Origin of the sequence: Helicobacter acinonychis, assembly GCF_900461455.1 — a bacterium.
GTDB classification, from domain to species: domain Bacteria; phylum Campylobacterota; class Campylobacteria; order Campylobacterales; family Helicobacteraceae; genus Helicobacter; species Helicobacter acinonychis.
The window spans coordinates 37,065-50,872 of sequence record NZ_UGIA01000002.1 but is presented as its reverse complement, the minus strand read 5'-3'; the positions used below and the strand labels follow the sequence as shown (position 1 = coordinate 50,872).

5 protein-coding genes and 2 pseudogenes are annotated in these 13,808 nt (G+C 41.4%); 5 read left to right on the top strand and 2 right to left on the bottom strand.

Translation table 11 applies throughout. The features are described 5' to 3' along the window. The 4 genes and pseudogenes from DYI00_RS09045 to fusA form a co-directional block, all read left to right on the top strand. Positions 1 to 7,449: pseudogene (locus tag DYI00_RS09045) on the top strand (DNA-directed RNA polymerase subunit beta/beta'); the annotation flags it as partial. A gap of 87 nt (positions 7,450 to 7,536) precedes the next feature. Beyond that, positions 7,537 to 7,929: a 30S ribosomal protein S12 gene (rpsL, locus tag DYI00_RS07715; protein WP_001142324.1), complete on the top strand. Its 393-nt coding sequence runs from the start codon at positions 7,537 to 7,539 to the stop codon at positions 7,927 to 7,929. 12 nt (positions 7,930 to 7,941) lie between these two features. Further along, positions 7,942 to 8,409: a 30S ribosomal protein S7 gene (gene rpsG / locus DYI00_RS07710; RefSeq protein ID WP_001254357.1), complete on the top strand. Its 468-nt coding sequence runs from the start codon at positions 7,942 to 7,944 to the stop codon at positions 8,407 to 8,409. A gap of 11 nt (positions 8,410 to 8,420) precedes the next feature. Then, positions 8,421 to 10,499, top strand: a complete 2,079-nt coding sequence (gene fusA, locus DYI00_RS07705; protein ID WP_011578372.1) for an elongation factor G — start codon at positions 8,421 to 8,423, stop codon at positions 10,497 to 10,499. 495 nt (positions 10,500 to 10,994) lie between these two features. Here the strand turns inward: fusA and DYI00_RS07700 are convergent. Continuing rightward, positions 10,995 to 11,986: pseudogene (locus DYI00_RS07700) on the bottom strand (aldo/keto reductase). Between the two features lie 240 nt (positions 11,987 to 12,226). On the opposite strand from DYI00_RS07700, the gene DYI00_RS07695 reads away from it, so the two are divergent. Continuing rightward, positions 12,227 to 12,607, top strand: a complete 381-nt coding sequence (locus DYI00_RS07695; protein WP_115365296.1) for a flagellar protein — start codon at positions 12,227 to 12,229, stop codon at positions 12,605 to 12,607. 145 nt (positions 12,608 to 12,752) lie between these two features. Here the strand turns inward: DYI00_RS07695 and waaF are convergent, their stop codons facing one another. Continuing rightward, the gene (waaF, locus tag DYI00_RS07690) at positions 12,753 to 13,802 is read right to left on the bottom strand and encodes a lipopolysaccharide heptosyltransferase II (RefSeq protein WP_011578367.1); all 1,050 of its coding nucleotides are present in this window, start codon (positions 13,800 to 13,802) and stop codon (positions 12,753 to 12,755) included. Between the last annotated feature and the right edge of the window lie 6 nt (positions 13,803 to 13,808).

Here is a 13,808-nt window from a genome sequence, read left to right as displayed (position 1 = left end):
AGAACGCTATGATTTGACCATGGTGGGTCGTATGAAAATGAATCATAAATTGGGCTTGCATGTGCCTGATTACATCACGACTTTAACGCATGAAGATATTATCACCACCGTTAAATATCTCATGAAGATTAAAAACAATCAGGCAAGATTGATGACAGAGACCACTTAGGCAATCGTAGGATCAGAGCCGTAGGGGAATTGTTGGCTAATGAATTGCATTCAGGTTTAGTGAAAATGCAAAAGACCATTAAAGACAAGCTACTACCATGAGTGGGGCTTTTGATTCGCTCATGCCCCATGACTTGGTCAATTCTAAAATGATCACAAGCACGATCATGGGAATTTTTCAGGGCGGTCAGCTTTCACATTCATGGATCAAACTAACCCTTTGAGTGAAGTCACGCCACAAGCGCCGCCTTTCAGCACTCGGTGAGGGGGGGTTAGTCAAAGACAGAGTAGGGTTTGAAGCCAGAGATGTGCACCCAACGCATTATGGCAGAATTTGCCCTATTGAGACCCCAGAAGGTCAGAATATCGGCTTGATCAACACCCTTTCCACTTTCACAAGAGTGAATGATTCTGGCTTTATTGAAGCCCCTTATAAAAAGGTTGTAGATGGCAAGGTAATGGGCGAGACGATTTATTTAACGGCTATTCAAGAGACAGCCATGTGATCGCTCCCGCAAGCACCCCCATTGATGAAGAAGGCAATATTTTAGGCGATTTGATTGAAACGCGTGTAGAAGGCGAGATCGTTTAAACGAAAAAAGTAAAGTAACCTTAATGGATTTAAGCTCTAGCATGCTAGTAGGGGTAGCCGCATCGCTCATTCCTTTCTTAGAGCATGATGATGCAAACCGTGCTCTAATGGGGACTAACATGCCAGCGCCAAGCGGTGCCTTTGTTAAGAAGCGATGCTCCCATTGTAGGCACAGGGATTGGAAAAAATCATCGCTAGGGATTCTTGGGGAGCGATCAAAGCTAATCGTGCAGGCGTCGTAGAAAAAATTGATTCTAAAAATATTTATATTTTAGGCGAAGGCAAAGAAGAAGCTTATATTGATGCGTATTCTTTGCAAAAAAACTTGCGTACCAACCAAAACACTAGCTTCAATCAAGTCCCTATCGTTAAAGTGGGCGATAAAGTAGAAGCTGGGCAAATCATCGCTGATGGCCCTAGCATGGACAGGGGCGAATTAGCGTTAGGGAAAAATGTGCGTGTAGCGTTCATGCCATGGAATGGTTATAACTTTGAAGACGCGATCGTGGTGAGTGAGCGCATCACTAAAGACGATATTTCACTTCCACGCACATTTATGAAAAAGAGTGGATGCTAGAGAGCTTAAGCATGGCGTAGAAGAATTACCGCTGATATTCCTGATGTGAAAGAAGAAGCGCTTGCACATCTTGATGAAGCGGAATCGTTAAAGTAGGCACTTATGTGAGCGCTGGCATGATTTTAGTGGGTAAGACTTCCCCTAAAGGCGAAATCAAAAGCACGCCTGAAGAACGGCTTTTAAGGGCTATTTTTGGGGATAAAGCTGGGCATGTGGTCAATAAGAGTTTGTATTGCCCCCCAAGTTTAGAAGGCACGGTGATTGATGTGAAAGTCTTCACCAAAAAAGGCTATGAGAAAGATGCACGAGTTTTGAGCGCGTATGAAGAAGAAAAAGCCAAGCTTGACATGGAGCATTTTGACCGCTTGACCATGCTCAATAGAGAAGAATTGTTGCGCGTCAGCTCGCTCCTTTCTCAAGCGATTTTAGAAGAGCCTTTCAGCCATAATGGTAAGGATTATAAAGAAGGCGATCAGATCCTAAAGAAGTAATCGCTTCAATCAATCGCTTCACTCTGGCTAGTTTGGTGAAAAAATACTCTAAGAAGTGCAAAAACCAGTATGAAATCACTAAAAATAATTTCTTAGAGCAAAAGAAAGTCTTGGGTGAAGAGCATGAAGAAAAGCTTTCTATTTTAGAAAAAATGATATTTTGCCTAATGGCGTGATCAAAAAAGTCAAGCTCTATATCGCTACAAAACGAAAACTTAAAGTGGGCGATAAAATGGCAGGAAGGCATGGAATAAAGGCATTGTGTCTAATATTGTGCCGGTTGCGGACATGCCTTATACCGCTGATGGCGAGCCTGTAGATATTGTCTTAAACCCTTTGGGTGTGCCAAGCCGTATGAATATCGGACAAATTTTAGAAATGCATTTAGGTTGGTGGGTAAAGAGTTTGGCAAACAAATCGCTAGCATGCTAGAAAATCAAACTAGAGATTTTGTCAAAGAATTGCGCACTAAAATGCTAGAAATCGCTAACGCTATCAACGAAAAAGATCTCTTAACTATCCATGCACCTTGAAAACTGCTCTGATGAAGAGCTTTTGGAATACGCAAAAGATTGGAGTAGGGGCGTTAAGCTCGCTATCCCTGTGTTTGAAGGCATTTCGCAAGAAAAATTTTATAAGCTATTTGAATTAGCTAAAATTGCTATGGATGGCAAAATGGATTTGTATGATGGGCGCACAGGCGAGAAAATGAGAGAGCGCGTGAATGTGGGCTACATGTATATGATCAAACTCCATCACTTGGTGGATGAAAAGTCCATGCCAGAAGCACAGGCCCTTATAGTTTAGTAACGCACCAGCCCGTGGGGGGTAAAGCGCTTTTTGGAGGTCAAAGATTTGGGGAAATGGAAGTGTGGGCGTTAGAAGCTTATGGTGCAGCGCACACTCTAAAAGAAATGCTTACCATTAAATCCGATGATATTAGGGGTAGGGAAAACGCTTATAGGGCTATCGCTAAGGGCGAGCAAGTGGGTGAGAGCGAAATCCCCGAGACTTTCTATGTTTTGACTAAAGAATTGCAATCGCTCGCTTTAGACATTAATATCTTTGGAGATGAAATGGATGAAGATGGGATGCCTAAACCCATTGTCATTAAAGAAGATGACAGACCTAAAGACTTTAGCTCTTTCCAGCTCACTCTAGCCAGCCCTGAAAAAATCCATTCGTGGAGCTATGGGGAAGTTAAAAAGCCTGAAACGATCAACTATCGCACCCTAAAACCTGAACGAGACGGTTTGTTTTGCATGAAAATCTTTGGTCCACTAAAGATTATGAGTGCTTGTGCGGTAAATACAAAAAGCCTCGCTTCAAAGATATTGGCACATGCGAAAAATGCGGCGTAGCGATCACACACTCTAAAGTTAGGCGTTTTAGAATGGGGCATATTGAATTGGCCACTCCTGTAGCGCATATCTGGTATGTCAATTCCTTGCCTAGCCGTATCGGCACGCTTTTAGGCGTTAAAATGAAAGACTTGGAGCGCGTGCTTTATTACGAAGCTTATATCGTTAAAGAGCCAGGCGAAGCCGCTTATGACAATGAGGGCACTAAATTGGTCGCTAAATATGATATTTTGAATGAAGAGCAGTATCAAAATATCTCACGAAGATACGAAGACAGGGGCTTTGTGGCACAAATGGGTGGCGAAGCAATCAAGGATTTATTAGAAGAAATTGATTTGATCGTGTTGTTGCAAAGCTTGAAAGAAGAAGTGAAAGAGACCAATTCGGACGCCAAAAAGAAAAAACTCATCAAGCGTTTGAAAGTGGTAGAAAGCTTTTTGAATTCTGGTAACAGACCTGAATGGATGATGCTCACCGTTTTACCGGTATTGCCACCGGATTTAAGGCCGTTAGTCGCACTAGATGGTGGGAAATTTGCAGTCAGCGATGTGAATGAATTGTATCGTCGTGTCATCAATCGTAACCAACGCTTGAAACGCTTAATGGAGCTTGGGGCACCAGAAATCATTGTGCGCAATGAAAAAAGGATGTTGCAAGAGGCCGTGGATGTGCTTTTTGATAACGGCCGTAGTACCAATGCGGTTAAAGGAGCTAACAAGCGCCCTTTAAAATCGCTTAGTGAAATCATTAAGGGTAAGCAAGGGCGTTTCAGGCAAAACCTTTTAGGTAAGCGCGTGGATTTTTCAGGCAGGAGCGTAATTGTCGTTGGGCCCAATTTAAAATGGATGAATGCGGGTTGCCTAAAAACATGGCGTTGGAACTCTTCAAACCGCATCTATTATCCAAGCTTGAAGAAAGAGGCTATGCCACCACGCTCAAGCAGGCTAAACGCATGATTGAGCAAAAAAGCAGTGAAGTGTGGGAGTGTTTGCAAGAAATCACAGAAGGGTATCCGGTGCTACTCAACCGCGCGCCTACTTTGCACAAGCAATCCATTCAGGCGTTCCACCCAAAACTCATTGACGGCAAAGCGATCCAATTGCACCCATTAGTGTGTTCAGCGTTTAATGCGGATTTTGATGGGGATCAAATGGCGGTGCATGTGCCTTTAAGCCAGGAAGCGATCGCTGAATGCAAGGTGCTTATGCTAAGCTCTATGAATATCCTTTTGCCCGCTAGCGGTAAAGCCGTAGCCATTCCTAGCCAGGATATGGTTTTAGGGCTTTATTATCTTTCTTTAGAAAAGAGTGGGGTCAAGGGCGAGCATAAGCTTTTCTCTAGCGTGAATGAAATCATCACCGCTATTGATACCAAAGAATTAGACATCCATGCAAAGATTAGGGTTTTGGATAAAGGGAATATTATCGCTACGAGCGCAGGGCGCATGATCATTAGATCCATTTTGCCTGATTTTATTCCCACGGATTTGTGGAACAGGCCTATGAAAAAAAAAGATATTGGTGTGCTTGTGGATTATGTGCATAAAGTCGGTGGTATCGGCATTACCGCAACCTTTTTGGATAATTTAAAAAACGCTTGGCTTTAGGTATGCTACTAAGGCTGGTATTTCTATCTCTATGGAAGATATTATCACGCCCAAAGACAAGCAAAAAATGGTGGAAAAAGCCAAAGTAGAGGTTAAAAAAATCCAACAACAATACGATCAAGGGTTGCTCACTGACCAAGAGCGTTACAATAAAATCATTGACACTTGGACTGAAGTCAATGACAAAATGAGTAAAGAAATGATGACCGCTATCGCAAAAGATAAAGAGGGCTTTAACTCCATTTATATGATGGCGGATAGCGGTGCAAGGGGGAGCGCGGCACAAATCCGTCAGCTTTCAGCGATGAGAGGTCTTATGACTAAACCAGATGGCAGTATCATTGAAACGCCCATTATTTCTAACTTTAAAGAGGGGTTGAATGTTTTAGAATACTTTAACTCCACCCATGGTGCTAGAAAGGGCTTAGCGGATACGGCACTAAAAACCGCCAATGCGGGGTATTTGACAAGAAAACTCATTGATGTTTCCCAAAATGTCAAGGTGGTATCTGATGATTGCGGCACGCATGAAGGGATTGAAATCACGGATATTGCGGTAGGGAGTGAGTTGATTGAGCCTTTAGAAGAGCGTATTTTTGGGCGCGTTTTATTAGAAGATGTGATCGATCCCATTACCAATGAAATCTTGCTTTATGCGGACACTTTGATTGATGAAGAGAGCGCTAAAAGGTGGTGGAAGCTGGGATTAAATCCATTACGATCCGCACACCAGTAACTTGTAAGGCGCCAAAGGGCGTGTGCGCGAAATGCTATGGCTTGAATTTAGGCGAAGGCAAGATGAGCTATCCTGGCGAAGCGGTAGGCGTGGTCGCTGCGCAATCTATTGGGGAGCCTGGAACTCAGCTCACTTTAAGGACTTTCCATGTGGGTGGGACAGCGAGCAGGAGCCAAGATGAGCGCGAAATTGTAGCGAGCAAAGAAGGTTTTGTGCGTTTCTACAATCTCAAAACTTACACGAACAAAGAGGGTAAAAACATTATCGCTAACCGCCGTAACGCTTCTATTTTAGTGGTAGAGCCTAAAATTAAAGCGCCTTTTGATGGGGAATTGAGCATTGAAACGGTCTATGAAGAAGTAATTGTGAGCGTGAAAAATGGCGAGCAAGAAGCTAAGTTTGTGTTAAGAAGAAGCGATATTGTCAAACCAAGCGAATTGGCTGGCGTTGGCGGTAAGATTGAAGGCAAGGTGTATTTGCATTATGCTAATGGGCATAAGATACATAAAGGGGGAGTATCGCTGATATCATCCAAGAGGGTTGGAATGTGCCAAATCGCATCCCTTATGCAAGCGAATTGTTGGTTAAAGATAATGACCCCATCGTGCAAGATGTGTATGTGAAAGAAAAAGGTGTGATCAAATACTATGTTTTAGAGGTCAATCATTTAGAGCGCACCCATGGGATCAAAAAGGGCGATATGGTGAGCGAAAAAGGCTTGTTTGCGGTTATAGCTGATGATAATGGTAGAGAAGCTGCTCGCCATTATATCGCTAGAGGTTCTGAGATTTTAATTGATGATAATAGTGAAGTGAGCGCTAATAGCCTTATTTCTAAACCCACGACTAACACCCTTAAAACGATTGCTACATGGGATCCTTACAATACCCCCATTATTGCGGACTTTGAGGGTAAAGTGAGTTTTGTGGATATTATCGCAGGGGTTACGGTCGCTGAAAAAGAGGATGAAAATACCGGTATCACTAGTTTGGTGGTGAATGATTACATTCCAAGCGGATACAAACCAAGCTTGTTTTTAGAGGGGGTTAATGGCGAAGAAGTGCGTTATTTCCTAGAGCCAAAAACTTCTATCGCCATTAGCGATGGCTCTAGCGTAGAACAGGCTGAAGTGTTAGCAAAGATCCCTAAAGCGACCGTTAAATCTAAAGATATTACCGGAGGTCTTCCAAGGGTTTCAGAATTGTTTGAAGCGAGAAAACCCAAACCTAAAGATGTGGCGATCCTTTCTGAAATTGATGGGATTGTAAGCTTTGGTAAAGCGATCCGTAATAAAGAACACATCATTGTGACTTCTAAAGACGGCCGTAAGATGGATTATCTTGTGGATAAAGGCAAGCAAATTTTAGTGCATGCAGATGAGTTTGTGCATGCAGGAGAAGCGATGACGGATGGGGTGGTTTCAAACCATGATATTTTAAGGATCAGTGGCGAAAAAGAGCTTTATAAATACATTGTGAGCGAAGTCCAGCAAGTGTATCGCAGGCAGGGGGTAAGCATTGCGGACAAACACATTGAAATCATTGTGTCTCAAATGTTAAGGCAAGTGCGCATCTTAGACAGTGGGGACAGCAAGTTTATTGAAGGGGATTTGGTCAGTAAAAAACTATTCAAAGAAGAAAACGCTCGTGTGATCGCTTTAAAAGGCGAGCCAGCGATTGCTGAACCGGTGCTTTTAGGGATCACTAGAGCGGCTATTGGGAGCGATAGTATCATTTCAGCGGCCTCTTTCCAAGAAACGACTAAAGTTTTAACAGAAGCCAGTATCGCTATGAAAAAAGACTTTTTGGAAGACTTGAAAGAAAATGTGGTATTAGGAAGGATGATCCCTGTGGGAACGGGTATGTACAAGAATAAGAAAATCGTTTTAAGAACGATTGAAGATAGCCCTAAAATTTGACAAAAAAATCGGTTAAGATTTTTAAAAGAAAAATTAGGGTAAAATGGAGAAACTTTTAATTTTAAATTTTTAGAATAAGGAAAAATAGTGCCTACTATCAATCAATTGATTAGAAAAGAAAGGAAGAAGGTGGTTAAAAAAACCAAATCACCTGCATTAGTGGAATGCCCTCAAAGGAGAGGGGTTTGTACTAGGGTTTATACAACTACCCCTAAAAAGCCTAACTCGGCGTTAAGAAAGGTTGCTAAAGTTCGTTTGACCAGTAAATTTGAAGTGATTAGTTATATTCCTGGTGAAGGGCATAACTTGCAAGAGCACTCCATTGTGTTAGTGCGTGGGGGCAGGGTTAAGGATTTACCTGGTGTGAAGTACCATATTGTTCGTGGTGCTTTAGACACTGCAGGGGTGAATAAAAGAACGGTTTCACGCTCTAAATATGGGACTAAAAAAGCTAAAGCAACCGACAATAAGAAAAAGTAAAGGGAATAAGAAATGAGAAGAAGAAAAGCACCTGTTAGGGAGGTTTTAGGCGATCCTGTTTATGGTAACAAGGTAGTGACTAAATTTATCAATAAGATGATGTTTGATGGCAAGAAAAGCGTAGCGGAAAAAATCATCTATAAAGCTTTTAATAAGATTGAAGAAAAAAGTGGTGAAAAGGGCATTGAAGTGTTTGAAAAAGCCCTAGAGAGAGTGCGTCCTTTAGTGGAAGTGCGTAGCAGAAGAGTGGGTGGGGCTACTTATCAAGTGCCGGTAGAAGTGCGAGCGAGTCGCCAGCAGTCGCTATCAATCCGTTGGATTTTAGAAGCCACTAGAAAACGCAACGAAAGAATGATGGTGGATAGATTGGCTAATGAGCTTATGGATGCAGCTAGCGATAAAGGTGCGGCTTTTAAGAAAAAAGAAGATGTGCATAAAATGGCAGAGGCGAATAAAGCATTCGCACACTACCGTTGGTAATTGGAGTTAGAATGGCTAGAAAAACCCCATTAAATAGGATCAGAAATATCGGTATCGCCGCTCACATTGATGCTGGGAAAACTACCACTTCTGAAAGGATTTTGTTCTATACAGGCGTGAGCCATAAGATTGGCGAAGTGCATGATGGCGCGGCGACAATGGATTGGATGGAGCAAGAAAAAGAAAGAGGGATCACCATCACTTCTGCGGCAACGACTTGCTTTTGGAAGGATCACCAAATCAATTTGATTGACACTCCAGGGCATGTGGATTTTACCATTGAAGTGGAACGATCCATGCGCGTGCTAGATGGTGCGGTTTCGGTGTTTTGCTCGGTGGGGGGCGTGCAGCCTCAAAGTGAGACTGTGTGGCGTCAAGCCAATAAATACGGCGTGCCTAGGATTGTTTTTGTCAATAAAATGGATAGGATTGGGGCGAATTTTTACAATGTAGAAAACCAGATCAAACAACGCTTGAAAGCTAATCCTGTGCCTATCAATATCCCCATTGGGGCTGAAGACACTTTTATTGGCGTGATTGATTTAGTCCAAATGAAAGCGATCGTTTGGAATAATGAAACCATGGGAGCCAAATACGATGTAGAAGAAATCCCTAGCGATTTATTAGAAAGGGCTAAAGAATACCGAGAAAAGCTTGTAGAAGCTATAGCTGAGCAAGATGAAGCCTTGATGGAAAAGTATTTGGGCGGTGAAGAATTGAGCGTTGAAGAAATTAAAAAAGGCATTAAAATAGGGTGTTTGAACATGAGTCTTGTCCCTATGCTTTGTGGCTCTTCTTTTAAAAACAAAGGCGTGCAGACTTTATTAGATGCAGTGATTGATTACTTGCCAGCGCCTACAGAGGTGGTGGATATTAAGGGGATTGATCCAAAAACTGAAGAAGAAGTTTTTGTTAAATCTAGTGATGATGGCGAATTTGCCGGCTTGGCGTTTAAAATCATGACGGATCCTTTTGTGGGCCAACTCACTTTTGTGCGCGTGTATCGTGGCAAGCTAGAGTCCGGTAGCTATGTGTATAACTCCACCAAAGACAAAAAAGAGCGCGTGGGAAGACTTCTTAAAATGCACTCTAACAAGAGAGAAGACATTAAAGAAGTTTATGCGGGCGAGATTTGTGCGTTTGTGGGTTTAAAAGACACGCTAACTGGGGATACGCTTTGCGATGAGAAAAATGCGGTCGTTTTGGAGAGAATGGAATTCCCTGAGCCGGTCATTCATATCGCCGTAGAGCCTAAAACTAAAGCAGACCAGGAAAAAATGGGCGTAGCGTTAGGCAAGCTTGCTGAAGAAGATCCAAGCTTTAGGGTGATGACTCAAGAAGAAACCGGACAAACTCTCATTGGTGGTATGGGTGAATTGCACCTGGAAATCATCGTGGATAGGCTAAAAAGAGAGTTTAAGGTGGAAGCTGAAATCGGTCAGCCGCAAGTTGCCTTTAGAGAGACTATCCGATCAAGCGTGAGCAAAGAGCATAAATACGCCAAACAAAGCGGTGGTCGTGGGCAATATGGGCATGTGTTTATCAAGCTTGAGCCTAAAGAGCCGGGCAGTGGGTATGAATTTGTGAATGAAATTTCTGGCGGTGTGATCCCTAAAGAATATATCCCTGCGGTGGATAAGGGTATCCAAGAAGCGATGCAAAATGGCGTTTTGGCAGGCTATCCGGTGGTGGATTTTAAAGTTACCCTTTATGATGGGAGCTATCATGATGTGGATTCTTCAGAAATGGCGTTTAAAATCGCAGGTTCTATGGCGTTTAAAGAAGCGAGTCGTGCGGCCAATCCCGTTTTACTAGAGCCTATGATGAAAGTGGAAGTGGAAGTCCCTGAAGAATACATGGGCGATGTGATTGGCGATCTCAATAGAAGAAGGGGGCAAATCAATTCTATGGACGACCGATTAGGATTGAAAATCGTGAATGCTTTTGTGCCGTTAGTGGAAATGTTTGGTTATTCTACGGATTTGCGTTCAGCCACTCAAGGGCGTGGGACTTACTCTATGGAGTTTGACCATTATGGCGAAGTGCCTAGCAATATCGCTAAGGAAATTGTAGAAAAACGCAAAGGCTAGTTTTATTATAACACTCTCTTGAAAAGGGTGTTGCACTATTTAAAACTTCTCCTTTGAATTTAAAAAGACTTTTTATGGGTTATCCCTTAATGAGTCTTTCTTCATTTTAATTTGCTATAAAATTTCTTTTTGGCTTTGTTCTCATCAAGTAGGGGTAACTGAGACTTTTTTAAACTTTTTAAAAATGGGTTTTTTGGTTTGATCGTTTAGATTTTATTTTATGGTGAAATTCATTTTCTTAAGGGGGTGGGGGGTGTTTTTGCGACAATGCCCTTAAAAACCTCCCTAGATCATAGACTGCCTTACAAGAAATTTCACTTGGCTAACGACAAAATTTTTTGCGTTTAAGCTTAAAAAACGCTTTTTGGCATTTTTCAAACAAAGCCCTATTAAAATGCCTTAAAAAGTTTGTTAGGGAGAAAACACACTGACAAACAGAAAATAACGCTTCAATCTTTTTTAAAAGATCCAACGCAATATAAATATCCATTATTCTTATTTATCCACCATTTTATTGATTCTTTCAGGGTAGCGAGCCCCTTCTATTTTGATTGCGGCCAATTTTTTGGAAAAACTCCAATTTTTTTTGACTCCAAGAAACTTGCAAAGCCCCTATATTTTCTATGAGTCTGGATTCTTTAGTGGTGCCAAAGAGAGGGACAATGATTTTTTGGGTGTGCAAAATCCATGAAAGGGCTAGTTGGACTGGTGTAACGCCTTTAGCGTGCATGTGATCTTGAATTAATTCCACTAAGGCGTAATTTTTGGCTAGATTTTCTTGATTAAACCTAGGAGAAACGCTTCTAAAATCCCCAACTAGCAAAGGTGGTATTTTTTTCAAATTTCGCGCTTAAAAACCCCTTGACCCAAAGGCGAAAAGGCGACAAAACCAATTTTTTCTTTTTCTAAGAATCCTAAAATCTCTTTTTCAGGTTCGCACCACCACAAGGAATATTCGCTCTGCAACGCACTTAAAGGGCAAATTTGATGGGCTTTTTGGATGCTGGATAAAACCCTGCTCCACTCATCCCCCAAGCTTTAATTTTCCCCTCTTTAATAAGAGCTTGCATAACTTCTGCCGCTTCTTCTATAGGCGTGTTAGTATCCACGCGGTGCTAGTAGTATGAATCAATGCATTCTATTTTTAAGCGTTTCAAACTCCCTTCAATAGTGCTCTTAATGCGGCTAGGACTGGAATCTAAAAATATGCTTGCGTATTTGTCGTTAGGATTTGCGTAGTAAATCCCAAATTTGCTCGCCACCACAACCTTGTCTCTAAAAGGCTTGATCGCTTCGCCTAAAAGCTCTTCATTATCTTCCCCATAAGCTTCTGCGGTATCAAAAAAGTTAATGCCCAATTCCAAACCCTTATGGGTAAGCTTAACCATCTGCTTTTTATCATGGACTTCCCCATACCCATAAGTCATGCCCATGTACCCTAAAGCTAGGGCACTCACTTTTAAAGGGCTTAAATGACGCTGTTGCATACAAATTCCTTAATTTCATATTGGGTTTTCAATATAACCACAATCCCAATTTTTGTCAAACTTTCTAAACTCAGAGATAATCTATCAAGTTTTGCACATTGTGGATTTTGTGGGTTTTTTGTAGATTTTTAAGACAGAAAAACCACCAAACTCGTCAAAAATTTGATTGGTTTCTATTCATTTACTTTTGAAAAATATAATTCGTTCGCTTTTTAAATTTACATGAGAAGGAGTTTTCGTATGAAAAAGCAAATCTTGACAGGCGTTTTGTTATCAGTTTTAGCGGTGAGTTCTGCATACGCTCACAAAGGCAAAGAAGACACTAAAAAACCTGGGTTAAGCTCTCAATTAGTGGCTCACAAAGGCAAAGAAGACACTAAAAAACCTGAGTTAAGCTCTCAATTAGTGGCTCACAAAGGCAAAGAAGACACTAAAAAACCTGAGTTAAGCTCTCAATTAGTGGCTCACAAAGGCAAAGAAGACACTAAAAAACCTGAGTTAAGCTCTCAATTAGTGGCTCACAAAGGCAAAGAAGACACTAAAAAACCTGAGTTAAGCTCTCAATTAGTGGCTCACAAAGGCAAAGAAGACACTAAAAAACCCAAAAAATCAGTAGCTTAAGGGCTTTAAATCTAAGGGGAGCGTTTAAAAAACGCTTTCTTTAAACCCACTTTATCAATTCTATCAATTTTTACTACTTTTTAAATTTTTCGTATACAGATTTTTTAATTTTTGTTCGATATAGTTGTGTTTCTAAAAAAGGCGTTTAACTTTCTTGTAAAAGAGTAGAGGCGGCTTGAATAACTTCAAGGGGCGTGATGGATTTCATGCACAAATGGTTTCTTCCATTCTTTAAGGGGCAGACTCGTTTTTTGCAAGGCGAACAGCTTAAATGATGGTTTAATACAATGGCTTTTTGGGCTTTATAGGGGCTAGTCTCTTTTTCATTAGTGGGGCCAAAAAGAGCGATTAAGGGGGTTTGTGTGCCAGTAGCCACATGCATAGGACCGCTATCATTAGTGATGAATAAATCTAAAGTAGCGATGCGCTCTATTAATTCTTCAATGCTGGTTTTCCCACACAGATTATAAGCGTTATGAAATAATAAGGGGTTTTTCAACAAGCCTTTAATGGACTTTAAAATTTCTTCAGAAACGATAGCATCTTCTTTAGCCCCAAAAAAATAAATTTCATACCCTTTTTCTAACAAAATAGCAGCGACTTCAGCGTAATAAGAAGCTAACCACCTTTTAGCGCTCCCATAGCTTGCACTAGGGTTGAAGCCGATTTTTTTAGGGGTGTTTGGGGTGTGAGTGGGAAGGTTAAAGGCTAGTTTTAAGGGTAAAACGCTTTTTTTATCTAATTCTTTTTTTAAAAATTGTGAAAACAAAAAGCAATATTTTTCCACTTGATGATACTCTTTGGGGGCAACAGTTATTGCATGGCTAAGGAAAAAAGAACGAAAAAATTGGGCAAAACCGATGCGAATAGGCGTTTTTGTCGCATAGAGCAAAAAAGCGGAATAAAAATGGTTGTTTAAAGCGATGGCCATATCGCAACGCCCTATTTTTTGAGCGAGTTTGTAGGTGGCTGATAACCTAAAAAAGGATTTTTTGGTGTCGTCTATGAAAACGGCTTCTATTTGCTCATCTTTTTTGAAAAGTTCGCAAGTGATTTTTGGACCCACTAAGATAAAATGCGCGTTAGGGTAGTGGTTTTTAAGGGTGTAAAAAAGCGAGCTTGCCATCACCCCATCGCCCAGCCAATTAGGCAAACGCAATAAAATGCGCATGCGTTTGGGTGCACTTACGCTCATCAATAG

Coding starts and splice junctions, on each gene's coding strand:
- DYI00_RS07695 (WP_115365296.1), top strand. CDS start 12,227: ATGAAAAAGCAAATCTTGACAGGCGTTTTGTTATCAGTTTTAGCGGTG.
- fusA (WP_011578372.1), top strand. CDS start 8,421: ATGGCTAGAAAAACCCCATTAAATAGGATCAGAAATATCGGTATCGCC.
- rpsG (WP_001254357.1), top strand. CDS start 7,942: ATGAGAAGAAGAAAAGCACCTGTTAGGGAGGTTTTAGGCGATCCTGTT.
- waaF (WP_011578367.1), bottom strand. CDS start 13,802: ATGAGCGTAAGTGCACCCAAACGCATGCGCATTTTATTGCGTTTGCCT.